23 protein-coding genes are annotated in these 22,103 nt (G+C 54.2%); 8 read left to right on the plus strand and 15 right to left on the minus strand.

Annotated elements, in window-relative coordinates:
• Positions 1-54: 54 nt before the first annotated feature.
• The gene (locus G0034_RS17300) at positions 55-315 is read left to right on the plus strand and encodes a YfhL family 4Fe-4S dicluster ferredoxin (RefSeq protein ID WP_014884842.1); all 261 of its coding nucleotides are present in this window, start codon (positions 55-57) and stop codon (positions 313-315) included.
• Here the strand turns inward: G0034_RS17300 and acpS are convergent.
• The 12 genes from acpS to rseD form a co-directional block, all read right to left on the minus strand.
• Positions 312-692: a holo-ACP synthase gene (gene acpS / locus G0034_RS17305; RefSeq protein WP_014884843.1), complete on the minus strand. Its 381-nt coding sequence runs from the start codon at positions 690-692 to the stop codon at positions 312-314. The two genes, G0034_RS17300 and acpS, sit on opposite strands and share 4 nt — an antisense overlap.
• Positions 692-1,423, minus strand: coding sequence for a pyridoxine 5'-phosphate synthase (gene pdxJ, locus G0034_RS17310; RefSeq protein ID WP_179121139.1), 732 nt, complete (start codon positions 1,421-1,423; stop codon positions 692-694). Before pdxJ ends, acpS begins: the two co-directional genes overlap by 1 nt.
• 54 nt (positions 1,424-1,477) lie before the next feature.
• Complete coding sequence (recO, locus tag G0034_RS17315) at positions 1,478-2,185, minus strand: DNA repair protein RecO (protein ID WP_023331096.1); 708 nt, start codon at positions 2,183-2,185, stop codon at positions 1,478-1,480.
• Positions 2,186-2,203: 18 nt separating this feature from the next.
• The gene (era, locus tag G0034_RS17320; protein ID WP_006176722.1) at positions 2,204-3,109 is read right to left on the minus strand and encodes a GTPase Era; all 906 of its coding nucleotides are present in this window, start codon (positions 3,107-3,109) and stop codon (positions 2,204-2,206) included.
• A complete protein-coding gene (gene rnc / locus G0034_RS17325) occupies positions 3,106-3,786 on the minus strand; it encodes a ribonuclease III (protein WP_010434072.1) in 681 nt (226 codons plus the stop codon). Before rnc ends, era begins: the two co-directional genes overlap by 4 nt.
• 222 nt (positions 3,787-4,008) lie before the next feature.
• Positions 4,009-4,983 (minus strand): signal peptidase I, encoded by a 975-nt coding sequence (gene lepB / locus G0034_RS17330; protein ID WP_014884846.1) that lies wholly within the window; start codon positions 4,981-4,983, stop codon positions 4,009-4,011.
• A gap of 16 nt (positions 4,984-4,999) precedes the next feature.
• Positions 5,000-6,799, minus strand: coding sequence for a translation elongation factor 4 (gene lepA / locus G0034_RS17335; protein WP_014884847.1), 1,800 nt, complete (start codon positions 6,797-6,799; stop codon positions 5,000-5,002).
• Positions 6,800-6,984: 185 nt separating this feature from the next.
• The gene (rseC, locus tag G0034_RS17340; protein WP_179121140.1) at positions 6,985-7,461 is read right to left on the minus strand and encodes a SoxR-reducing system protein RseC; all 477 of its coding nucleotides are present in this window, start codon (positions 7,459-7,461) and stop codon (positions 6,985-6,987) included.
• Positions 7,458-8,411 carry a sigma-E factor regulatory protein RseB gene (gene rseB, locus G0034_RS17345; RefSeq protein ID WP_023331097.1) on the minus strand — a complete coding sequence of 318 codons (954 nt, stop codon included), beginning with the start codon at positions 8,409-8,411 and terminating at the stop codon, positions 7,458-7,460. Before rseB ends, rseC begins: the two co-directional genes overlap by 4 nt.
• A complete protein-coding gene (gene rseA, locus G0034_RS17350; RefSeq protein ID WP_014832926.1) occupies positions 8,411-9,061 on the minus strand; it encodes an anti-sigma-E factor RseA in 651 nt (216 codons plus the stop codon). Before rseA ends, rseB begins: the two co-directional genes overlap by 1 nt.
• A 31-nt stretch (positions 9,062-9,092) precedes the next feature.
• The gene (rpoE, locus tag G0034_RS17355; protein WP_006176728.1) at positions 9,093-9,668 is read right to left on the minus strand and encodes an RNA polymerase sigma factor RpoE; all 576 of its coding nucleotides are present in this window, start codon (positions 9,666-9,668) and stop codon (positions 9,093-9,095) included.
• Positions 9,665-9,748, minus strand: a complete 84-nt coding sequence (gene rseD, locus G0034_RS23570) for a rpoE leader peptide RseD (protein WP_223605340.1) — start codon at positions 9,746-9,748, stop codon at positions 9,665-9,667. Before rseD ends, rpoE begins: the two co-directional genes overlap by 4 nt.
• A gap of 345 nt (positions 9,749-10,093) precedes the next feature.
• Between rseD and nadB the strand changes: the two genes are divergently transcribed.
• Positions 10,094-11,713 (plus strand): L-aspartate oxidase, encoded by a 1,620-nt coding sequence (gene nadB, locus G0034_RS17365; protein WP_023331098.1) that lies wholly within the window; start codon positions 10,094-10,096, stop codon positions 11,711-11,713.
• On the opposite strand, the gene trmN is transcribed toward nadB, so the two are convergent.
• Positions 11,698-12,435, minus strand: a complete 738-nt coding sequence (trmN, locus tag G0034_RS17370; protein ID WP_032635805.1) for a tRNA(1)(Val) (adenine(37)-N(6))-methyltransferase TrmN — start codon at positions 12,433-12,435, stop codon at positions 11,698-11,700. The genes nadB and trmN overlap by 16 nt on opposite strands.
• A 132-nt stretch (positions 12,436-12,567) precedes the next feature.
• Here trmN and srmB point away from each other — a divergent pair, with 132 nt between their 5' ends.
• Positions 12,568-13,896: an ATP-dependent RNA helicase SrmB gene (gene srmB / locus G0034_RS17375; RefSeq protein ID WP_014884852.1), complete on the plus strand. Its 1,329-nt coding sequence runs from the start codon at positions 12,568-12,570 to the stop codon at positions 13,894-13,896.
• 52 nt (positions 13,897-13,948) lie between these two features.
• Here the strand turns inward: srmB and grcA are convergent, their stop codons facing one another.
• A complete protein-coding gene (grcA, locus tag G0034_RS17380; protein WP_014884853.1) occupies positions 13,949-14,332 on the minus strand; it encodes an autonomous glycyl radical cofactor GrcA in 384 nt (127 codons plus the stop codon).
• A 314-nt stretch (positions 14,333-14,646) separates the two neighbouring features.
• Between grcA and ung the strand changes: the two genes are divergently transcribed.
• Entirely contained in the window at positions 14,647-15,336 is a 690-nt protein-coding gene (ung, locus tag G0034_RS17385; protein ID WP_063434667.1) for a uracil-DNA glycosylase, read from the plus strand.
• Positions 15,337-15,376: 40 nt separating this feature from the next.
• Here ung and G0034_RS17390 read toward each other — a convergent pair whose 3' ends face one another.
• The gene (locus G0034_RS17390; RefSeq protein ID WP_014884855.1) at positions 15,377-16,507 is read right to left on the minus strand and encodes a tRNA/rRNA methyltransferase; all 1,131 of its coding nucleotides are present in this window, start codon (positions 16,505-16,507) and stop codon (positions 15,377-15,379) included.
• A gap of 204 nt (positions 16,508-16,711) precedes the next feature.
• On the opposite strand from G0034_RS17390, the gene trxC reads away from it, so the two are divergent.
• From trxC to pssA, 4 genes are all read left to right on the plus strand, one after another.
• A complete protein-coding gene (gene trxC, locus G0034_RS17395; RefSeq protein WP_014884856.1) occupies positions 16,712-17,131 on the plus strand; it encodes a thioredoxin TrxC in 420 nt (139 codons plus the stop codon).
• A gap of 69 nt (positions 17,132-17,200) precedes the next feature.
• Positions 17,201-17,899, plus strand: coding sequence for a tRNA-uridine aminocarboxypropyltransferase (tapT, locus tag G0034_RS17400; RefSeq protein WP_014884857.1), 699 nt, complete (start codon positions 17,201-17,203; stop codon positions 17,897-17,899).
• 35 nt (positions 17,900-17,934) lie between these two features.
• Positions 17,935-20,598, plus strand: coding sequence for a bifunctional acetate--CoA ligase family protein/GNAT family N-acetyltransferase (locus tag G0034_RS17405; protein ID WP_179121141.1), 2,664 nt, complete (start codon positions 17,935-17,937; stop codon positions 20,596-20,598).
• Between the two features lie 110 nt (positions 20,599-20,708).
• On the plus strand, positions 20,709-22,064 hold the full coding sequence (pssA, locus tag G0034_RS17410) for a CDP-diacylglycerol--serine O-phosphatidyltransferase (protein WP_023331103.1): 1,356 nt from the start codon (positions 20,709-20,711) through the stop codon (positions 22,062-22,064).
• Positions 22,065-22,103 lie beyond the last annotated feature (39 nt).

A 22,103-nucleotide genomic window follows, 5' to 3' on the forward strand; every position in this document is an offset into this window, starting at 1 on the left:
AAGGAATGAGCGTATAATGCCCGCCCTGTTTGTGATGTTTCTGAGAATTTCCTGATGGCGCTGTTAATTACCAAAAAATGCATCAATTGCGATATGTGCGAACCGGAATGCCCGAACCAGGCGATTTCGATGGGCGACAGCATTTATGAGATTAACAGCGACCGCTGCACCGAATGCGTCGGCCACTATGAAACGCCGACCTGTCAGAAAGTGTGCCCGATCCCGAATACCATCCTGAAGGATCCGGCACACGTTGAGAGTGAAGAGCAGCTGTGGGATAAGTTTGTCCTGCTGCACCACGCGGACAAACTCTAGCTTTCAATAATCACCGTTGCGCAGGCGTAGTGACGTTCGTCCGCGAGCGTCACATGCATGTGATTCACGCCCAGTTTCTCAGCAAGCTTTTGCGCCTCGCCCCATAACCGCAGGCGCGGCTTGCCCAGTTCGTCGTTAAATACTTCAAACTGATTAAACGCCAGGCCGTTACGAATGCCCGTACCGAACGCTTTGGCTGCCGCCTCTTTTACCGCAAAACGTTTTGCCAGAAAGCGCACCGGCTGCTGATGCGCTTCCCAGATGGCCCATTCGTTATCGCTGAGCACGCGTCTTGCCAGGCGCTCGCCGCTACGGGCGATCACCGCTTCTATGCGGGCTATCTCAACGATATCAGTGCCTAAGCCCAGAATGGCCATTACTGACGCGCTTCCAGCATCAGGCGTTTCATTTCTGAGACCGCCTCTTTCAGGCCGCTCATCACCGCACGACCAATAATCGCATGACCGATATTCAGCTCATGCATCTCCGGCAGGGCAGCGATAGCCTTAACGTTATGGTAGGTCAGGCCGTGTCCGGCGTTAACCTTCAGCCCCAGGCTCGCCGCGTAGGTGGCCGCTTTGGCAATACGCTCCAGCTCTTTGGCTTGCTCAGCATCGTTTTTGGCATCGGCATAGCAGCCAGTATGAATTTCGATATACAGCGCGCCAACGTCCGCTGCGGCTTTGATCTGCGCGAAGTCGGCATCGATAAACAGGGAAACCAGGATACCGGCATCCGCCAGACGTTTGCAGGCATCGCGCATTTTATCGATCTGCCCAGCCACATCCAGACCGCCTTCGGTGGTCACTTCCTGACGCTTTTCCGGCACCAGGCAGCAGAAATGGGGTTGAGTCTCACAGGCAATGGCCAGCATCTCTTCCGTGACCGCCATCTCCAGATTCATGCGCGTATCCAGCGTCTGACGCAGAATACGCACGTCGCGGTCCGTGATGTGGCGGCGGTCTTCACGCAGGTGAACGGTAATGCCGTCGGCGCCAGCCTGTTCGGCGATAAATGCCGCCTGAACCGGATCGGGATAAGCCGTGCCGCGTGCGTTACGCAGCGTGGCAATGTGATCAATATTGACGCCTAACAGTAATTCAGCCATGACAATCCTCGGTATTTTGGTTCATTTCCCTTCCCCCTCCGGGAGAGGGCAACGTTAACGTTTCGGCATAAACTGCCTGAATAATTCGCGGCTCTTTAAGGGCTTGCCGCCAAGATACGGCTTGAGGGCGATCCGGGTAAAGCGTTTTGCTGCGCGCAGGGTGTCCTGATCGGGAAACTCGCGCGCATAAAGCGCCCGAAGCTGGCGCCCGGTAAAGGTACTGTTATCAATCACGATACTGGCGATAAACCCTTTTTCTTCCCGATAGCGGTAGGTCATCGCGTCTTCGACCTCGTCTCCGCTTCCCGCACAATGCAGAAAATCGACGCCGTATCCCAGATGCCCCAGCAGCGCCAGTTCAAAACGTCGCAAGGCAGGTTCAGGCGTGCCGGTTGCCCCTGCGAGGGCCTGGATACAGTGCAGATAATCGAAGAAAAGTTCAGAGAAGCGAGTCTCATGTTCAAGAACCCGTGAGATGAGTTCATTGACATACAGACCGCTGTACAGGGTGATACCAGAAAGAGGAAGCGCCAGGGAGACGGCTTCAGCGCTGCGCAGGGTTTTCACTTCCCCTCGCCCACCAAAGCGGACCAGCAGCGGCGTGAAAGGCTGTAGGGCACCTTTCAGATTAGAACGTTTGGAACGTGCGCCTTTCGCTACAAGGCGCACGCGACCGGACTCTTCCGTGAAGACGTCCAGCATCAGGCTGGTTTCGCTCCAGGGACGACTATGCAGGACGAAGGCGCGCTGCCATCCTTCCATCATACTCGTCGTCTTAGGTTACTGGTCTTCGCCGTAACCGAGGCTGCGCAGAGCACGCTCATCATCGGCCCAGCCAGATTTCACTTTCACCCACAGCTCCAGGTGAACCGGCGCTTCAAACATCTCCATCATGTCTTTACGGGCTTCAATACCGATGGTTTTGATCTTGGCACCTTTGTTGCCGATCACCATCTTCTTCTGCCCCTCACGCTCAACGAGGATCAGGCCGTTAATGTCGTAGCCGCCGCGCTCGTTGGTCTGGAAACGCTCGATCTCCACCGTCACAGAGTACGGCAGTTCCGCGCCCAGGAAACGCATCAGCTTTTCACGGATGATTTCAGACGCCATAAAGCGCTGAGAACGATCGGTGATGTAGTCTTCCGGGAAGTGATGAATCGCTTCCGGAAGATGCTTACGCACGATGCCCGCGATGGTATCGACGTTCAGGCCAGTCTCTGCAGACAGCGGAACGATATCGAGGAAGTTCATCTGGCTGCCCAGCCACTGAAGATGCGGCAGCAGGTCAGCCTTTTCCTGCACGTTGTCAACTTTATTGACCGCGAGGATGACCGGCGTTTTGCCGTCACGTAGCTTGTTCAGCACCATTTCGTCGTCCGGTGTCCAGCGGGTGCCTTCCACAACGAAAATGACCAGTTCTACATCACCAATCGAGCTGCTCGCCGCTTTGTTCATCAGACGGTTAATGGCACGCTTCTCTTCCATGTGCAGGCCCGGAGTATCGACGTAGATCGCCTGATACGCGCCTTCAGTATGGATGCCGACAATGCGGTGACGCGTGGTCTGCGCCTTACGCGAGGTAATAGAAATCTTCTGCCCAAGCAGATTATTCAGCAGGGTGGATTTGCCGACGTTCGGACGTCCGACGATGGCAATAAATCCGCAATACGTTTTTTCTTCGCTCATTCCAGCTCCAGCATTTTTAACGCCTGTTCGGCGGCAGCCTGTTCAGCCTTACGACGGCTTGAACCTGTGCCCACCACCGGTTCACTCAGGCCACTGACCTGGCAATGGATGGTAAATTCCTGATCGTGCGCTTCACCACGTACCTGCACCACCAGATAAGATGGCAGCGGCAGATGACGGCCCTGCAAATATTCCTGCAGACGCGTTTTCGGATCTTTTTGTTTATCGCCCGGGCTGATTTCGTCCAGACGGCTCTGATACCAGTTGAGGATCAGCTTTTCTACGGTCTGGATATCGCTGTCCAGGAACACACCACCAATTAATGCTTCGACCGTATCGGCAAGAATAGATTCACGACGGAAGCCGCCGCTTTTCAGTTCACCCGGCCCAAGACGCAGACATTCGCCCAGTTCAAATTCGCGCGCGATTTCCGCAAGGGTATTCCCCCGAACCAGCGTGGCACGCATGCGGCTCATATCCCCCTCGTCAACACGCGGGAAACGATGATAAAGCGCATTCGCAATCACGAAACTTAAAATTGAGTCGCCTAAAAACTCAAGACGCTCATTATGCTTGCTGCTGGCACTGCGGTGGGTTAATGCCTGTTGCAACAACTCCTGATGATGAAAAGTGTAGCCCAGCTTCCGTTGAAGCCGATTAATTACGATGGGGTTCATGCGATACCAATAAATGAATGCGTCAAAAATGCAGCACACGAAACCGACCTGAGAAAACCAACGCGGTTTCGTGTGCCGTGGCACCCTTGCAGGGCCAACCTTAAACTTCGGGGGAATATTCTATACACAACGACAGGGGATGTCGTTAGTTCAAAGAGATTTATCGAGGAAATAATTCACGTAGCCGCTAATTAAAGCGGCTACGCGTTCATTTATTAAGAATTAATGGATTCCGCCAATGCGATTCAGGCGTACACCGGTCGGCCATTCGCCTTCCTGTTTCTCAAAACTCATCCAGATTGCGGTGGCTTTACCGACCAAATTCGCTTCCGGCACAAAGCCCCAGTAACGACTGTCCGCAGAATTATCGCGGTTATCACCCATCATGAAGTAATGTCCCGGCGGTACAATCCAGCTCGCCAGCTGCTGACCCGGCTGCTGATAATACATACCCACCTGATCCTGCGCGATTGGCACCGTGAGGATACGGTGAGTCACATCACCCAGCGTCTCTTTGCGCTCGACCAGACGAATACCGTTCTCTTTGGTTTCGCCTTTTGGCACCTGGAAGAACCCGCTGGTCGCTTCACCGCCGTTACGACGGGCAAAGGTCTGCACAAAATCACTCGGCTCAACGTTTGAGTAGGTGATGGGCAGTGCGTTTTCACACGCGGTGCCAGAACTGCAGCCAGGCTGAACGGTAACTTCCTTGGCGACCGGATCGTAGGTCACTTTATCACCCGGCAGGCCAACCGCACGCTTGATGTAGTCCAGACGCGGATCTTCCGGGTATTTGAACACCACGATGTCGCCACGCTTCGGATGACCGGTTTCGATCAGCGTTTTCTGGTAGATAGGATCTTTAATGCCGTAGGCAAACTTCTCTACCAGAATAAAATCACCAATCAGCAGCGTTGGCATCATTGAACCGGATGGGATCTGGAACGGCTCGTAAATAAACGATCGCACCACCAGAACAATGGCCAGCACCGGGAATACCGAGGCGCCCGTTTCCAGCCAGCCCGGTTTCGGGCCGACTTTTTTCAGGGTTTTCGCATCCAGCTGGTCGCCAGTGGCTGCCTGTGCGGCAGCCTGACGCTCACGGCGTTTTGGGGCGAAGATAAACTTATCCAGACACCACAGCAGACCTGTCACCAGGGTAGCAATGACCAGGATCAGGGCAAACATGTTCGCCATGCCAACTCCTTAAAGGTTATTTGCCGTCTTTACCAACATGAAGAATGGCAAGGAATGCTTCCTGTGGCAGCTCAACGTTACCGACCTGCTTCATACGCTTCTTACCTTCTTTCTGCTTCTGCAGCAGCTTTTTCTTACGACTGACGTCACCGCCGTAGCACTTCGCCAGAACGTTTTTACGCAGCTGTTTCACCGTAGAACGCGCGATAATGTGGTTACCAATGGCCGCCTGAATCGCGATGTCGAACTGCTGACGCGGGATCAGATCTTTCATTTTCTCAACCAGCTCGCGACCACGGTACGGCGCATTGTCGTTGTGGGTGATCAGGGCCAGCGCATCCACACGCTCACCGTTGATCAGCACGTCCACACGCACCATGTTGGAGGCCTGGAAACGCTTGAAGTTGTAATCCAGGGACGCATAGCCACGGGAGGTAGACTTCAGGCGATCGAAGAAGTCGAGTACCACTTCCGCCATCGGGATTTCATAGGTCAGCGCCACCTGGTTACCGTGGTAGACCATGTTGGTCTGCACGCCACGCTTCTCAATACACAGTGTAATGACGTTGCCCAGGAACTCCTGTGGCAGCAGCATGTGACACTCTGCAATCGGCTCTCGCAGTTCGTGGATATTGTTCAGCGGCGGCAGCTTGGACGGGCTATCGACGTAGATCACTTCTTTCGAGGTGGTTTCTACCTCATACACAACAGTCGGTGCGGTGGTGATCAGATCCAGATCGTATTCACGTTCCAGACGCTCCTGAATGATCTCCATGTGCAGCAGGCCGAGGAAGCCACAGCGGAAACCGAAGCCCAGCGCCGTTGAGCTTTCTGGCTCGTAGAACAGGGAAGCATCGTTCAGGCTCAGTTTACCGAGCGCATCACGGAAGTTTTCATAGTCATCTGAGCTGACCGGGAACAGACCTGCGTAAACCTGCGGTTTCACCTTTTTAAAACCTGGCAGCGCTTTATCTGCCGGATTACGCGCACCGGTCAGGGTATCGCCCACTGGCGCGCCGAGGATGTCTTTAATGGCACAAACCAGCCAGCCTACCTCGCCGCATTTCAGCTCGGTACGGTCAACCTGTTTTGGCGTGAAGATACCCAGACGGTCGGCGTTGTAGACCTGTCCGGTACTCATCACCTTGATTTTGTCGCCTTTACGCATGGTGCCGTTTTTAATACGCACCAGAGAGACAACACCAAGGTAGTTATCGAACCAGGAGTCGATGATCAGCGCCTGCAGTGGGCCATCCGGGTCACCTTCCGGGGCCGGGATGTCACGTACCAGGCGTTCCAGCACATCGGTCACGCCCACACCGGTTTTCGCGGAGCAGCGCACGGCATCCGTCGCGTCAATGCCGACAATATCTTCAATCTCTTCCGCGACGCGTTCAGGATCGGCAGCTGGCAGGTCGATTTTATTCAGAACCGGCACAACCTCGAGATCCATTTCCATCGCGGTATAGCAGTTTGCCAGGGTCTGGGCTTCAACACCCTGCCCGGCATCGACGACCAGCAGCGCACCTTCACAGGCCGCCAGCGAGCGTGATACTTCATAGGAGAAGTCAACGTGGCCTGGGGTGTCGATAAAGTTCAGTTGATAGGTTTCACCATCAGCCGCTTTGTAATCCAGCGTAACGCTTTGCGCCTTAATGGTGATACCGCGTTCGCGTTCCAGGTCCATGGAGTCCAGAACCTGGGCTTCCATTTCACGATCAGACAGGCCACCGCAAATCTGGATAATACGGTCAGACAGCGTCGACTTACCGTGGTCAATGTGAGCAATGATCGAAAAGTTACGTATGTTCTTCATATAGTTAAATAATTATGCCTTACGAATTCCTGGAGGCCGCTGTTCTTAGCCTGACGTTTTTCAGTGCGAAAACGCAGCATTCTACACTACATCCTCGCTACCTGGAAATGCACTTAGAGACAGGTATAGCGTGAAGAAAGGGCGTTTTCTGTATTAGGACGTAAAAATTGATAAAGCCCGATGGATCATCGGGCCTCAGAAGAGAGCGTATCGACACGAAGCTGGTCTGGTGCCAACCCAACGCTGAGAATGACAGGCTGCCACTCTTCGCGCGCGGCAAGCTTCGGTGAGAGACCTTTAGCAAGCCAGAATCCCCCGATGCCCCCCAACGCGGCACCACACATGGCGGCCACATCGGTACCAAATAGGGTCTGGAAAAGGCCGCCCATGATAAATAACCCGACCAACGGAGAGAGATAGACCAGCATCGCGGAACCGAGCAGACTGCCTTCCGCAATCCCCAGTTCAACCTTCTGCCCCGCCACCAGCGGCTGTTCACTTGGCACAGAGATAGTATGCGACGTTTGCGGCCCAAGCTTGTTCAGCACGCGGCTGCCGCACCCGGCACGGGATGCGCAGCTATTGCATGAGGCTTTGACATCGCAACTGACTCGCGCAACGCCATTTTGCCACGAGACGACGGTTGCCCACTCTTTAATCATTGCGCGGCCCTGAATTTAATGCTGTCTGAAATGCGCTTCGCCGTCTGCGGAGGTAATTCACCCACAATCGTGATCTCTGCGTTATCACGTACCGTGGTGCTCACCGTGCGACGTCCGGTACGAAGCATTTGCTCAGAGCTGTTTGCCGTTGCGCGGTTGATATTCACCGAGAAACTGAACAAACCGTCGGAATAGAGGCGCGACTCAACGGGCGTGTCAATAGTTGGCAACTGACGACGGCTGCTGGACACTTCGCTAAAGCCTTGCGGGATCCAGGAAGGAACCCAGTTGAAGTTAACGGAATCCCCTGCCGGAACAGAAAGCAGCGGCGGCAGGCTGGCTTTGGCCAGATTCTGCATGCTGTTGCCAACCTGATTGTTCACGCTGAAGGAGATCACGCGGAACTGTTCAAGCGTTTCACCGTCGCGGTCAAGCAGGTCCACACGCATCGGCAGCTTGGTTTCCGCATCAATCCAGACGATATAGCTGTAGCGCGTGCCATCGCGAGCAACCACGCGGATCACTTCACACAGTCTGTCTGCGATGCGCGTACGCCCTACCGAAATAAAATCGTAGTAAGGGGCCAGCCGCTTGAAGTCGGTATAGATGAGTGATGGCAGAGAATCAACGATATAGTCGCCATTGAGCGTGAAAGGCTCCAGGCCAGGCTCGAAATAGCTGATTTCGTTGCCTCGCTGGACAACTTCCCGACGCGGACCATCCATCTGTAAAAGCTGGGCGAGTGGCTGATTATCAAGACGGGCATGACGATAGCGTAACGACTCGACGCCCTGCTTATTGATGCTAATAAATGCCAACTCGTAATTGAGTGACTGGCTGGCCAGATTCATTTGCTGCAACAACGCCCCGGATGAAACATCAGCCGAGGCGTTGGCAGAGAAGAACAGGCTACCCGCCATCAGAGACATGGCGAACCAAAGTTGCTTCATTACTGCGATTGCGTTCCTAAAGTTTGGTTTCCGGGCACCTGCACAGCAGCTTGCTGGGTTTGGGCCTGCTCAAACTGAAGCTGTTCAGAGTGCAGACGACGCTGCAACTCGTAATCCTGCAACATCGCATTAATGCGACGGCGCTGCTCCTGCACCTGCTGTTGCTGACCGCCGCTGGCGGAAGCATCAGCCGGTACGCCCAAGCTAACCGGGCTCGCTTTGCCCATCATCGGCAGTGTGTTAAACACTGGCGCTTCTGGCTGCTGATTAGTTTCAGACTGAGTATTATAGTGCTGGACGCCAACGATAACTGCAAGCGATACGCATGCAGCAACCCCCATTTGGGTGAGCTGGCTGGCCCACGGACGCACCTTTTGCCAGAACGGCATTTTCTGCCACTGGTGAGGTGCAGGTTGAGCTTCAGGAATCAGCGGAGTGGTCTGATGAACAGGCTCATTCTCAATGGCCGCCATCACGCGGGCAGAGATATCGAAATGGAGAACCTCGCCGGTATCGCCGCGCAGCGTGTCACGGATGAGATGGTAACTCTCCCAGGTCTCTTGCATTTCGGGAGAATGAGACAGCTCGTTGAGCAGCTCACTATCCAGCGTCTCACCATCCATTAAAGCGGAAAGTTTTTCTTTCTGCATGCCTAATACCTTTTCCAGTATCCCGCTATCGTCAACGCCTGATAAGCGGTTGAACTTTATTATCAATAGCTTCTCGCGCACGGAAGATTCGTGAACGCACCGTGCCGACCGGACAATCCATGATAGCGGCTATCTCTTCATAGCTCAGACCATCAAGCTCCCGTAACGTAATTGCCATGCGTAAATCTTCCGGGAGCGACTCGATCGTGCGAAAAACAATTTGTCTCAGTTCTTCTGACAACATTAAGTTCTCAGGGTTCGAAATTTCTTTCAGCGCACCGCCACTTTCGAAGTTTTCGGCGTCGATAGCGTCTACATCACTGGACGGCGGACGACGCCCCTGAGCAACCAGATAATTCTTTGCCGTATTAACAGCAATACGGTACAGCCAGGTATAAAAAGCACTATCTCCCCGGAAAGAATCCAGCGCGCGATAGGCCTTAATAAAAGACTCTTGCACCACATCAGGCACATCACCTGACGGTACATAGCGGGAAACCAGACTCGCCACCTTATGCTGGTAGCGCACCACCAGTAAGTTAAAGGCTTTCTGATCTCCCTTCTGGACCCGTTCAACCAGGACCTGGTCCGTTAACTGCTCGCTCATCCGAGGTAATGTCTCCCCAAACCTAAATTCCACGCGTTATCGAAACGCCACTCTAAAAACACCGCACTTTGAGCAAGCACCGAGTTAGAGTGTCCGATCGTCAATAAGTTCCGTAACGCCTTTGTTTTTGTTCATCGCGCCGCAGACTGTTCATTTTCTCTCATTATAAGTCTGTTCACGATACGCACCACTTTCTGACAAGAAACATCTTTTTTCCCGCGAGAAGAGTAACGCAACCCAGTCTTTATTTCACCACAAAATCTGACGCTAACGATCTGCTTCGCAAAATAATTTCATTCCTTTACCCGCTATTTACTCCGTCTTACGAGTTTAGCCATTGCAACAACCTTTAAAAAAAAACGTGCGATAAATCGCACTCAGGTGCTATTCTGACCCAACAATGTTTAGTAAATTAAACAACAATCATGAACACAACATCTGAACTCCATTGTGATGTCCTGATCATCGGTAGCGGCGCTGCCGGTCTCTCTCTGGCGCTGCGCCTGGCCGAGCATCAAAACGTTATCGTTCTGAGCAAAGGACCGATTAGTGAAGGTTCCACATTTTATGCCCAGGGCGGCATTGCCGCCGTGTTTGACGAGACCGACAGCATAGCGTCGCACGTAGAAGATACGTTGATTGCCGGCGCCGGGATCGTGGATGCGCACGCCGCAGAGTTCGTTGCCAGCAATGCCCGCCATTGCGTTCAGTGGCTCATCGATCAGGGCGTATTATTTGATACCCAGATTCAGCCTAACGGTGAAGAGAGCTACCACCTCACGCGCGAAGGCGGCCATAGCCACCGCCGCATCCTGCACGCAGCGGATGCCACCGGTAAAGAGGTGGAGACCACGCTGGTGGGTAAAGCGCTTAACCATCCTAATATTCGGGTTCTTGAGCGCAGTAATGCCGTTGACCTGATTATTTCCGACAAGATTGGCCTGCCTGGTCCGCGTCGCGTGGTGGGTGCATGGGTCTGGAACCGTAATAAAGAGAAGGTTGAAACCTGTCAGGCGAAGGCCGTTGTACTGGCGACGGGCGGCGCCTCAAAGGTGTATCAGTACACCACTAACCCGGACATCGCTTCCGGAGACGGTATCGCCATGGCCTGGCGCGCAGGCTGCCGCGTGGCGAATCTCGAATTTAATCAGTTTCACCCCACCGCCCTGTTCCACCCTCAGGCGCGCAACTTCCTGCTGACGGAAGCCCTGCGCGGTGAAGGCGCTTATCTGAAACGCCCTGACGGTACCCGCTTTATGCCGGACTTTGACGCGCGTGGCGAGCTCGCCCCTCGCGATATCGTTGCCCGCGCCATCGACCATGAAATGAAACGTCTGGGCGTGGACTGCATGTATCTCGATATCAGCCATAAGCCAGCCGCATTCATTCGCCAGCATTTCCCGATGATTTACGAAAAGCTGCTGAACCTGGGGATTGATTTGACCCGCGATCCGGTGCCCATTGTGCCTGCGGCCCACTATACCTGCGGGGGCGTGATGGTTGACGATCACGGGCGCACCGACGTAGAAGGTCTGTATGCTATCGGCGAGGTGAGTTATACCGGCCTTCACGGCGCGAACCGTATGGCGTCGAACTCGCTGCTTGAGTGTCTGGTGTACGGCTGGTCAGCGGCCGAAGACATCACGAAACGCATGCCTTACGCCCGCGAGACTGAGCACTTACCTGCCTGGGATGAAAGCCGCGTGGATAACCCGGACGAGCTGGTCGTGATCCAGCACAACTGGCATGAACTACGGCTGTTTATGTGGGACTACGTAGGGATTGTGCGCACCACAAAACGTCTGGAACGTGCGTTGCGCCGCATTACTATGCTGCAGCAGGAAATTGATGAATATTATGCCAATTTCCGCGTATCCAATAATCTGCTGGAGCTGCGCAATCTGGTGCAGGTTGCCGAGCTGATTGTTCGCTGTGCCATGATGCGTAAAGAGAGCCGCGGCTTGCACTACACCCTGGACTACCCGGATCAGCTTGCTGAATCCGGCCCGTCGATACTGGCTCCGCAGGTTCACATAAACAGATAAAATGCCTGGGTCAGAGCAGTGTAATCTTCGGAATAACGCTGGTCTGGCCCTCGAATCACCATACGGTCATTAAAGCATTCACCTTCTTTTGGCGAGAGCGCCAGCAGCACGCGGTGCGGCAGTCGTCCTTCCGTATCAGAAATGTCAGTTCGCAAACGTAATGTCCAGCCAATCTCCTGCGCCAGACCAATAAATGTATTACCCGTGCTTTCTGGCAACACTACGCAAAAAAAGCCCTCTTCAGAGATGAGTTCAGCCGCGCTGGTAAGCAGTGCTTTATGATCGAGTGAACCGGTATAACGCGCCTGTTCACGTTCAGGAGTACCACACTCGACACCGGGCGCGTAGTAAGGAGGGTTGCTGACGATAAGATCGTAACGCGCAGTTTGTTCAGGCGCCCAGACCAGCACATCCGCACATTGAACGCGAATCCGGGCTGCCCAGGGGGATTCGGCCGCATTTTCACTCGCCTGCCCTGCAGCCTGCGCATCGAGCTCAACGGCATCAATCGTGACATGCTCTTCCGTACGCTGGGCCAGCATCAACGCCACCAGCCCGCTGCCGGTACCGATATCAAGAATACGTTTAACACCTGCGACAGGGGCCCATGCTCCCAGTAAAATACCGTCGGTGCCGACTTTCATGGCACAGCGATCGTGGGCGACAAAAAACTGTTTAAACGTAAAACCATCGCGGCGCAACTGCGCTTTGAGTTGAGACATGTCAGGGCAACCTTCTAAGTGAAACTGGAGTAGCATAGGGGAAAGCGAAGGCACCGCAAAGCGATATCCATACAAACAGATGAAGATTACAGCCGTAACGTCTATAATCAGCGCCCCACACAGAGGTAGAACATGACTGTAACGACTTTTTCCGAACTTGAACTCGATGAAAGCCTGCTCAATGCACTTGAGAGCAAAGGCTTTACACGCCCGACCGCCATTCAGGCAGCGGCCATTCCGCCTGCGCTTGAGGGCCGCGATGTGCTCGGTTCTGCGCCAACCGGCACGGGGAAGACAGCAGCCTATTTGCTGCCTGTGTTGCAGCACCTGCTCGACTTTCCACGAAAAAAATCAGGCCCACCGCGTATTTTGATCCTGACGCCTACGCGCGAGCTGGCCATGCAGGTTGCCGATCACGCGCGTGAGCTGGCGGCTAACACCCATCTGGATATCGCCACTATTACCGGCGGCGTGGCGTATATGAACCACGCCGAAGTGTTCAGCGAAAACCAGGATATCGTTGTTGCGACGACGGGCCGTTTGCTGCAGTACATTAAAGAAGAGAACTTCGACTGCCGCGCGGTAGAAACGCTGATTCTGGATGAAGCCGACCGCATGCTGGACATGGGCTTCGCACAGGATATCGAACATATTGCGGGCGAGACGCGCTGGCGTAACCAGACGATGCTGTTCTCTGCCACCCTTGAAGGGGACGCGATTAAAGATTTCGCCGAGCGTCTGCTGGAAGATCCGGTTGAAGTCTCTGCGACGCCCTCTACGCGTGAGCGCAAGAAGATCCATCAGTGGTATTACCGTGCGGACAACCTTGAGCACAAGGTCGAATTACTGAAGCACCTGCTGAAGCAGGAAGATGCTCTGCGTACCATCGTCTTTGTGCGTAAACGCGAGCGCGTGCACGAGCTGGCAGAAATGCTGCGTAATGCGGGCATTAATAACTGCTACCTCGAAGGTGAGATGGCGCAGGTTAAGCGTACCGAAGGCATCAAACGCCTGACCGATGGCCGCGTGAACGTGCTGGTGGCGACAGACGTTGCCGCGCGTGGGATCGACATTCCGGACGTGAGCCACGTGATCAACTTCGATATGCCGCGCAGTGGTGATACCTATCTGCACCGCATTGGCCGTACCGGTCGCGCCGGACGTAAAGGTACTGCGATTTCACTGGTTGAAGCGCACGATCACCTGCTGCTGCAAAAAATTGGTCGCTATGTTGATGAGCCGCTGAAATCTCGCGTCATTGACGGCCTGCGCCCAACTACCCGCGCGCCGAGTGAAAAAATGACGGGCAAACCGTCCAAGAAAGCACTCGCAAAACGCGCTGAGAGAAAAGAGAAAGAAAAAGAGAAGCCGCGCGTTAAGCAACGCCACCGCGATACCAAAAACATTGGTAAGCGTCGTAAGCCAAGCGCAGCCGCGCAGGATACGAAAACTGAAGAGTAAGAAAAAGCCGGGGATTTCCCCGGCTTTTTTATTCACCCCCGAAACTGGAACCTTACAGGCTTTCAGTAAAGGTACGCGCGATAACGTCGCGCTGCTGCTCTGGGGTCAGTGAGTTAAAACGAACCGCATAGCCAGACACGCGAATAGTCAGCTGTGGGTACTTTTCAGGGTGCTCAACGGCATCCATCAGCGTTTCGCGACGCAGAACGTTAACGTTCAGGTGCTGACCGCCTTCCACGCGCACTTCCGGCTTCACTTCCATTGGGATTTCACGATATTCGATTTCGCCCAGTTTGCTCACTGGCACGATCTCATCTTCAGTAAAACCGGCTTTTGCCACCACGCAGCGTGCTTCGTTTTTCTCGCTGTCCAGCAGCCAGAAAGAATTGAGCAGATCGTCATTTGCAGCTTTAGTAATCTGGATACCTGTAATCATGTGTTGCCTCCCTTAGGCTACATTAACTGATGTCGGCCTCACACGGCCAATTGGTAAAACCATTGTTTCTTGTGTGTATATATATCACTCGCACCCCGGCGATTTATTGATTTAAATCAACAAAAACACCAACCACATAAAGAGTGTGGTTTGAATTTATTGTTTTAGATCAATTTCAGCACCTTACCAATTCAACTGGCTGTGTATCTTTTCAAAATAAATTTAGTTACTTAGCGCACGTTTCAGCGCGTCATTTTGCTCACTGGCGTTTAACAGGTAAGCTAGACACAGAATGAGATTCGCAGGAGAGCGAGATGACCACACCGTTGACATGGCACGATGTGCTGGCAGAAGAAAAACAACAACCCTATTTTATCAATACACTCAGCACCGTTGCAGCTGAACGTCAGTCCGGGCAGACGATTTATCCGCCGCAGAAAGATGTGTTCAACGCCTTTCGTTACACTGAGCTGAGCGATGTGAAGGTAGTCATTCTTGGCCAGGATCCGTATCACGGCCCGGGTCAGGCACACGGGCTGGCGTTCTCCGTCCGTCCGGGCGTGGCTATTCCCCCTTCTCTGCTCAATATGTATAAAGAGCTTGAGGGAACCGTTCCTGGCTTTACCCGCCCCACCCACGGTTACCTGGAAAGCTGGGCGCATCAGGGTGTGCTGCTGTTAAATACGGTACTCACTGTACGGGCGGGTCAGGCACATTCTCACGCCAGCCTGGGCTGGGAAACCTTTACCGATAAGGTTATTAGCCTGATCAACGAACATCGTGAAGGCGTGGTGTTTTTACTGTGGGGTTCTCACGCGCAGAAGAAAGGGGCGATTATCGACCGTCAGCGCCATCACGTTTTAAAAGCGCCGCACCCGTCTCCGCTGTCGGCACATCGCGGTTTCTTCGGCAGTAATCACTTTGTTCTGGCGAATGAATGGCTGGAAAAACGTGGCGAAACGCCAATTGACTGGATGCCAGAGTTACCGGCAAAGAGCGAGTAGGATTTGAATGTGCCGGGCCAGACCCGGCACATTGAGAGGCTTATGCCTTATTCTGACGCCACCATTCCGCCAGCAGTACGCCGGTCGCAACGGACACGTTCAAACTTTCTACATTACCTGTCCCGTCGATAGAGACGCTCAGATCAGCGCTGGAAAGCGCCGCGTCAGACAGACCGTCACGTTCCTGACCTAATACCAGCACCATTTTACGCGGCAGCGTCGCTTTAAACAGCGGCGTACCAGCATGGCTCGACGTGGTCACGATGGAATAACCCGCTTTACGGAACTGCTCAAGGGCGTCCAGCACGCTGTCGCCGGTGATCGGCTGCACATGCTCCGCTCCGCCTTCTGCAGTGCGGATAGCGGCACCGGATTCCAGCAGTGCGGCATCCTGTAACAGCACACCCTTCACGCCAAAGTGCGCGCAGCTGCGCATCATCGCGCCCAGGTTGTGCGGGTTGCCTACATCTTCCAGCGCCAGCACGCAGTCATCGGCATCCGCCTGGCTGACCCACTGCTGCACGGTGGTGCCGTTACGTTTTTTAATCAGGAAGCAGACGCCGCCGTGGTGCTCGGTACCGGACGCTTTGGTCAGCTCGGCATCATCCACCACGTGGTAGGCTTTACGGTTCGCAGCCATCCAGCGCAGTGCTTCTTTAAAGCGCGGGGTCACGCTCTGGATAAACCAGGCGCGGACGATACACTCAGGGCGGCTCTGGAACAGCGCCTGGCAGGCGTTCTCGCCATACACGCGGGTCTCTTCCGCACGCTGACGGCGCAGCACTTCCGGATCGATAAAGCTTTTGCCGCTGATACCGCCGTGATCGGCTTTCTCTGGCGTCTCATCGCCCGGGGCGCGAGAAACGGTGCGCCACGGGGAGGCGTTGTCACGCGAGAAGTCATCACGCGGACGATCGTCGCGTGGACGGTCACTGCGTGGGCGGTCGGAACGCGGACGGTCATCGCGTTTGCGATCGTCACGTTTGCGGTCATCACCGCGGGTGTTTCTGTCATCGCGGGCGGGGCGACGGCCACCGTCTGCACGAGAAGACGCCGGACGCCCGCCACCTTTTCCGGTACGCGGATTTTGGGTGCGTTTATCAGAGTCATCATCACTGCGGACATACATCACTTTGACCTTGCCGCTTTTATTTTTCATTTCGTCGTTCATGCTTTTCTCCACCAGCGCTGCGCGAAGCGCGCAGATTACCCGATGTGCCAGCGCATAGCCATAATTTCGTACAAAAGCCTGTGACTATTGTTCTCATTGAATAAAACGCATTGTTGTTTCAAACAGGCTCATTGATAATATGTAACATATTAGAAACATTATCAGCGTTCTGCCGCTGTCCCACGGCTCTATCAGAGGTTAGTTATGAATACCGTATGTGCCAACTGTCAGGCTCTTAATCGCATTCCCGACGATCGGATTGACGATGGTGCGAAATGCGGACGTTGTGGCCACGAACTGTTTGATGGCGATGTCATTAACGCGACGGGTGCTACGCTGGACAAACTCCTCAAGGACGATCTCCCGGTGGTGGTCGATTTCTGGGCACCGTGGTGCGGTCCATGCCGAAGCTTCGCGCCAATCTTTGAAGACGTGGCCGAAGAGCGCAGCGGTAAGATGCGTTTTGTTAAGGTGAATACCGAGGCGGAACGCGAGCTTAGCGCACGTTTCCGCATTCGCAGCATCCCTACCATTATGATCTTTAAAAACGGTGAAGTCGTCGACATGCTCAATGGCGCAGTACCGAAAGCGCCGTTTGACAGCTGGTTAAACGAATCACTGTAACTTTCACGGGGCACATCTTGTGCCCCGCTCCCGCCTCTGCGAAAATGGCGTTTTTCCTTCACTTCGCCCATGACCGATAACGCTGTCCTCCTGTTACGCGCCGAACGCCTTGCGCGCGCCACTCGTCCTTTTCTTGCCCGTGGCAATCGCATTCGTCGCTGCCAGCGCTGCCTGCTTCCGCTTAAAGTTTGCCTGTGCGAAACGCTGGCACCCAGTACGGCTAAAAGCCGTTTTTGTCTGGTCATGTTTGATACCGAGCCGATGAAACCCAGTAATACAGGGCGGCTGATTGCCGATATTCTGCCGGATACTGCCGCGTTTCAATGGTCCCGCACCGAGCCGCCACAGGCCCTGCTCGATCTGGTGACAAACCCGGACTATCAGCCGATGGTCGTTTTCCCGGCCTCTTACGCAGGCGACAATCGTCAGGTGCTTTCGGCGCCACCATCCGGTAAGCCACCGCTGTTTATTATGCTGGACGGCACATGGACCGAAGCGCGGAAAATGTTTCGCAAAAGCCCTTACCTTGACGCGCTGCCGGTCATTTCTGTCGATCTTTCCCGCGTCTCGGCTTATCGCCTGCGTGAAGCGCATGCTGACGGACAATATTGCACCGCCGAGGTGGCCATCGCGCTGCTGGATTTAGCCGGGGATACCGCAGCAGCCGGCGCCCTGGGCAACCATTTCTCTTGTTTCCGGGAACGCTATCTGGCGGGAAAAACCATTCATAAGGGCAGCATCACAGCAACAGCGTCAGAAAGCGTTTAAAATCATCAGGTCGCTTGCAATCACGGGAGACTTGCATGAGCCAGCGAGGGTTAGAAGCGCTATTACGTCCTAAATCCATTGCCGTTATCGGCGCATCCATGAAACCGGATCGGGCAGGCTATCTGATGATGCGCAACCTGCTCGCGGGAGGATTTAATGGCCCCGTCATGCCCGTCACGCCGGCTTATAAGGCCGTTCAGGGGGTGCTGGCATGGCCAGATGTGCAGAGCCTGCCTTTTGTGCCGGACCTCGCCGTGCTGTGTACGAATGCGAAACGCAATCTGGAACTGCTGGAAGCACTTGGCAAGAAAGGGTGTAAAACCTGCATTATTCTCTCGTCTCCACCTGAACAGCAACCCGAACTGCTCGCCTACGCCAGCCGCTACCAGATGCGTATCCTTGGCCCGAATAGCCTGGGCCTGCTCGCCCCCTGGCAGGGGTTGAATGCCAGTTTCTCCCCGGTACCGATCCGCAAAGGCAAACTGGCGTTTATCTCGCAGTCGGCTGCAGTATCGAACACTATCCTCGACTGGGCGCAACAGCGCGAAATGGGGTTCTCCTACTTCATTGCCCTGGGCGACAGCCTGGATATCGACGTTGATGAGCTTCTGGATTTCCTGGCTCGTGACAGCAAAACCAGCGCGATACTCCTTTATCTTGAGCATCTGAGCGAAGCCCGTCGTTTTGTATCGGCTTCACGAAGTGCTTCGCGCAATAAGCCGATCCTGGTTATCAAAAGCGGTCGCAGTCCTGCTGCCCAGCGTCTCCTGCAGTCTCATTCCGGCATGGATCCCGCCTGGGATGCCGCCATCCAGCGCGCGGGGTTACTGCGGGTGCAGGATACGCACGAGCTTTTTTCCGCCGTTGAGACGCTCAGCCACATGCGCCCACTGCGTGGCGAGAAGTTAATGATTGTCAGCAATGGTGCGGCCCCTGCTGCGCTTGCGCTGGATGAACTGTGGCTGCGCAACGGAAAGCTGGCAACGCTGGGTGAAGAGACGCTTCAACGCCTCAGAGAGGCGCTTCCGACAAGCGTGATGCCCGGCAATCCGCTTGATTTGCGCGATGACGCCAGCAGCGATCGCTATATTCGGGCTATCTCAATTTTGCTGGATAGTCAGGACTTCGATGCATTGATGATTATCCACTCCCCCAGCGCAGTCGCGCCGGGCAGTGAAAGTGCGCGCGCGTTAATTGAAGCTGTACGCAACCATCCGCGTGGCAAATATGTCACTCTGCTGACAAACTGGTGCGGTGAGTTTTCATCTCAGGAGGCACGACGTCTGTTCAGCGAAGCCGGTCTGCCAACCTACCGTACGCCGGAAGGGACTATCACCGCATTTATGCATATGGTGGAATATCGCCGCAATCAGAAGCAGCTACGCGAAACCCCGGCGCTACCTGGTAACCTGACGGCGAATACCGTCGACGTTCATCGACTCTTGCAGCAGGCTATTGAAGAGGGCGCGACATCGCTTGATACGCATGAAGTGCAGCCCATTCTGGGCAGCTACGGGATGCAAACCCTGCCAACCTGGATCGCCAGCGACAGCGCCGAGGCAGTACATATTGCGGAGCAGATTGGCTATCCGGTCGCTCTTAAGCTGCGCTCTCCCGATATACCGCATAAATCAGATGTTCAGGGTGTCATGCTGTATCTGCGTACGGCAACGGAGGTACAGCAGGCAGCTGATGCCATTTTTGACCGCGTTAAGATGGCCTGGCCGCAGGCCCGGATCCACGGACTGCTGGTACAAAGCATGGCTAACCGCGCAGGCGCTCAGGAACTACGAGTCGTGGTAGAGCACGATCCCGTCTTCGGCCCGCTTATTATGCTGGGAGAAGGTGGCGTGGAGTGGCACCCGGAGGAACAGGCTGTCGTTGCTTTACCGCCGCTGAACATGAACCTCGCGCGCTATCTGATCATTCAGGCGATTAAAAGCAAAAAGATCCGTGGCCGCAGTGCCTTGCGTCCGCTCGATATTGCCGGGTTAAGTCAATTCCTGGTGCAGGTGTCTAATCTGATCGTGGATTGTGCCGAGATCCAGCGGCTGGATATCCATCCGCTACTCGCTTCCGGCAATGAGTTTACGGCGCTGGACGTGACGCTGGATATCGCGCCCTTCGAAGGGGACAGAGAGAGTCGCCTGGCAATCCGTCCATATCCTCTGCATCTGGAGGAGTGGGTAGAGATGAAAAACGGGGAACGCGTCCTGTTCCGCCCAATTCTGCCGGAAGATGAACCCCAGCTGCGGGCCTTTATCTCTCAGGTTACGAAAGAAGATCTCTACTACCGCTATTTTAGCGAAATCAACGAATTTACCCACGATGATTTAGCCAATATGACCCAGATCGACTACGATCGAGAAATGGCGTTTGTTGCAGTGCGTCGTGCAGGTCATGATGATGAGATCCTCGGCGTCACGCGAGCCATTTCTGACCCGGATAATGTCGATGCGGAGTTTGCCGTGCTGGTGCGCTCCGATCTTAAAGGCCTGGGGCTGGGTAGACGACTGCTGGAAAAACTCATCAGTTATACGCGAGATCACGGATTGTTGCGCCTGAATGGCATTACTATGCCAAACAATCGCGGTATGGTGACCCTGGCGCGAAAACTCGGATTTGACGTTGATATTCAGCTGGAGGAAGGTATTGTTGCCTTGTCCCTCATCCTGACATCAGCAGACAAACACGAGTAACCTACTGGAAATGTTACCCACTTTGGACGGGACTGGTGGTATCATTGTCCGCTTATGTTGTTTGCATGGTACAGACAACCCTTCAATGAACAGAGAAGAAACGCACTGTGATGTTGTCAAAATTTAAGCGTAATAAACATCAACAACACCTTGCTCAACTACCGAAGATTTCTCAGTCAGTTGATGATGTAGAGTTCTTTTATGCTCCCGCTCATTTTCGGGAAACGCTTCTGGAAAAGATTGCCAGCGCCACGCGACGCATTTGCATTGTGGCCCTGTATCTTGAACAAGATGAAGGCGGTCGTGCGATCCTCAACGCACTCTATGAAGCTAAACGTCAGCGTCCGGAACTGGATGTTCGCGTACTGGTTGACTGGCATCGCGCTCAGCGTGGCCGTATCGGCGCAGCCGCTTCCAATACTAATGCAGACTGGTATTGCCGCACGGCGCAGGAAAATCCTGGCGTCGATGTCCCTGTTTATGGCGTACCCGTTAATACCCGTGAAGCACTCGGTGTCCTTCATTTTAAAGGGTTCATCATTGATGACAGCGTCCTGTACAGCGGCGCAAGCCTGAATGATGTCTACCTTCATCAGCTCGATAAATATCGCTACGACCGCTACCACCTGATTCGTAATCCACAGATGGCCGATATCATGTTCAACTGGGTTGATAAAAACCTGGTACACGGTCGTGGTGTTAATCGCCTTGACGATCCTGAGCGTCCTAAAAGCCCGGAGATCAAAAATGATGTTCGCGCTTTCCGCCAGGAGTTGCGCGATGCGGTCTACCATTTCCAGGGCGATGCGAACAACGAAGAGTTATCTGTTACCCCGCTGGTAGGGCTCGGCAAATCAAGCCTGCTGAACAAAACGATCTTCCATTTGATGCCATGTGCAGAGCAGAAACTCACCATCTGTACGCCATACTTCAACCTTCCTGCCGTGCTGGTGCGAAATATCATTCAGCTACTGCGCGACGGTAAAAAAGTGGAAATTATCGTCGGCGATAAAACAGCAAACGACTTTTTCATCCCTGAAGACCAGCCGTTCAAAATCATCGGTGCGCTGCCTTATCTTTATGAGATTAACCTGCGTCGTTTCCTGAGCCGTTTACAGTATTACGTCAACACTGACCAGCTGGTTGTGCGTCTGTGGAAAGATGAAGACAACAGTTACCACCTGAAAGGAATGTGGGTCGACGATGAGTGGATGCTGCTGACCGGTAACAACCTTAACCCACGCGCCTGGAGACTGGATCTGGAAAACGCCATTCTCATCCATGACCCGCAGCATGAGTTAGCCGCCCAGCGTGAACGTGAGCTGGAGTTGATTCGCACGCATACTACGGTGGTTAACCATTACCGCGAACTACAGAGCATTGCCGATTATCCGGTGAAAGTCCGTAAGTTGATCCGCCGTTTACGTCGTATCCGTATCGACCGACTTATCAGCCGTATTCTGTAATGTCAGAGCCCTGTCACCCGCAGGGCTTTTTTATGGAGC

Origin of the sequence: Enterobacter sp. T2, assembly GCF_010692925.1 — a bacterium.
GTDB classification, from domain to species: domain Bacteria; phylum Pseudomonadota; class Gammaproteobacteria; order Enterobacterales; family Enterobacteriaceae; genus Enterobacter; species Enterobacter kobei.

Bases quoted from the DNA above. Each gene is read 5' to 3' on its own strand.
- G0034_RS17300 (WP_014884842.1), top strand. From the start codon at position 55: ATGGCGCTGTTAATTACCAAAAAATGCATCAATTGCGATATGTGCGAA.
- acpS (WP_014884843.1), bottom strand. From the start codon at position 692: ATGGCCATTCTGGGCTTAGGCACTGATATCGTTGAGATAGCCCGCATA.
- pdxJ (WP_179121139.1), bottom strand. From the start codon at position 1,423: ATGGCTGAATTACTGTTAGGCGTCAATATTGATCACATTGCCACGCTG.
- recO (WP_023331096.1), bottom strand. From the start codon at position 2,185: ATGGAAGGATGGCAGCGCGCCTTCGTCCTGCATAGTCGTCCCTGGAGC.
- era (WP_006176722.1), bottom strand. From the start codon at position 3,109: ATGAGCGAAGAAAAAACGTATTGCGGATTTATTGCCATCGTCGGACGT.
- rnc (WP_010434072.1), bottom strand. From the start codon at position 3,786: ATGAACCCCATCGTAATTAATCGGCTTCAACGGAAGCTGGGCTACACT.
- lepB (WP_014884846.1), bottom strand. From the start codon at position 4,983: ATGGCGAACATGTTTGCCCTGATCCTGGTCATTGCTACCCTGGTGACA.
- lepA (WP_014884847.1), bottom strand. From the start codon at position 6,799: ATGAAGAACATACGTAACTTTTCGATCATTGCTCACATTGACCACGGT.
- rseC (WP_179121140.1), bottom strand. From the start codon at position 7,461: ATGATTAAAGAGTGGGCAACCGTCGTCTCGTGGCAAAATGGCGTTGCG.
- rseB (WP_023331097.1), bottom strand. From the start codon at position 8,411: ATGAAGCAACTTTGGTTCGCCATGTCTCTGATGGCGGGTAGCCTGTTC.
- rseA (WP_014832926.1), bottom strand. From the start codon at position 9,061: ATGCAGAAAGAAAAACTTTCCGCTTTAATGGATGGTGAGACGCTGGAT.
- rpoE (WP_006176728.1), bottom strand. From the start codon at position 9,668: ATGAGCGAGCAGTTAACGGACCAGGTCCTGGTTGAACGGGTCCAGAAG.
- nadB (WP_023331098.1), top strand. From the start codon at position 10,094: ATGAACACAACATCTGAACTCCATTGTGATGTCCTGATCATCGGTAGC.
- trmN (WP_032635805.1), bottom strand. From the start codon at position 12,435: ATGTCTCAACTCAAAGCGCAGTTGCGCCGCGATGGTTTTACGTTTAAA.
- srmB (WP_014884852.1), top strand. From the start codon at position 12,568: ATGACTGTAACGACTTTTTCCGAACTTGAACTCGATGAAAGCCTGCTC.
- grcA (WP_014884853.1), bottom strand. From the start codon at position 14,332: ATGATTACAGGTATCCAGATTACTAAAGCTGCAAATGACGATCTGCTC.
- ung (WP_063434667.1), top strand. From the start codon at position 14,647: ATGACCACACCGTTGACATGGCACGATGTGCTGGCAGAAGAAAAACAA.
- G0034_RS17390 (WP_014884855.1), bottom strand. From the start codon at position 16,507: ATGAACGACGAAATGAAAAATAAAAGCGGCAAGGTCAAAGTGATGTAT.
- trxC (WP_014884856.1), top strand. From the start codon at position 16,712: ATGAATACCGTATGTGCCAACTGTCAGGCTCTTAATCGCATTCCCGAC.
- tapT (WP_014884857.1), top strand. From the start codon at position 17,201: ATGACCGATAACGCTGTCCTCCTGTTACGCGCCGAACGCCTTGCGCGC.
- G0034_RS17405 (WP_179121141.1), top strand. From the start codon at position 17,935: ATGAGCCAGCGAGGGTTAGAAGCGCTATTACGTCCTAAATCCATTGCC.
- pssA (WP_023331103.1), top strand. From the start codon at position 20,709: ATGTTGTCAAAATTTAAGCGTAATAAACATCAACAACACCTTGCTCAA.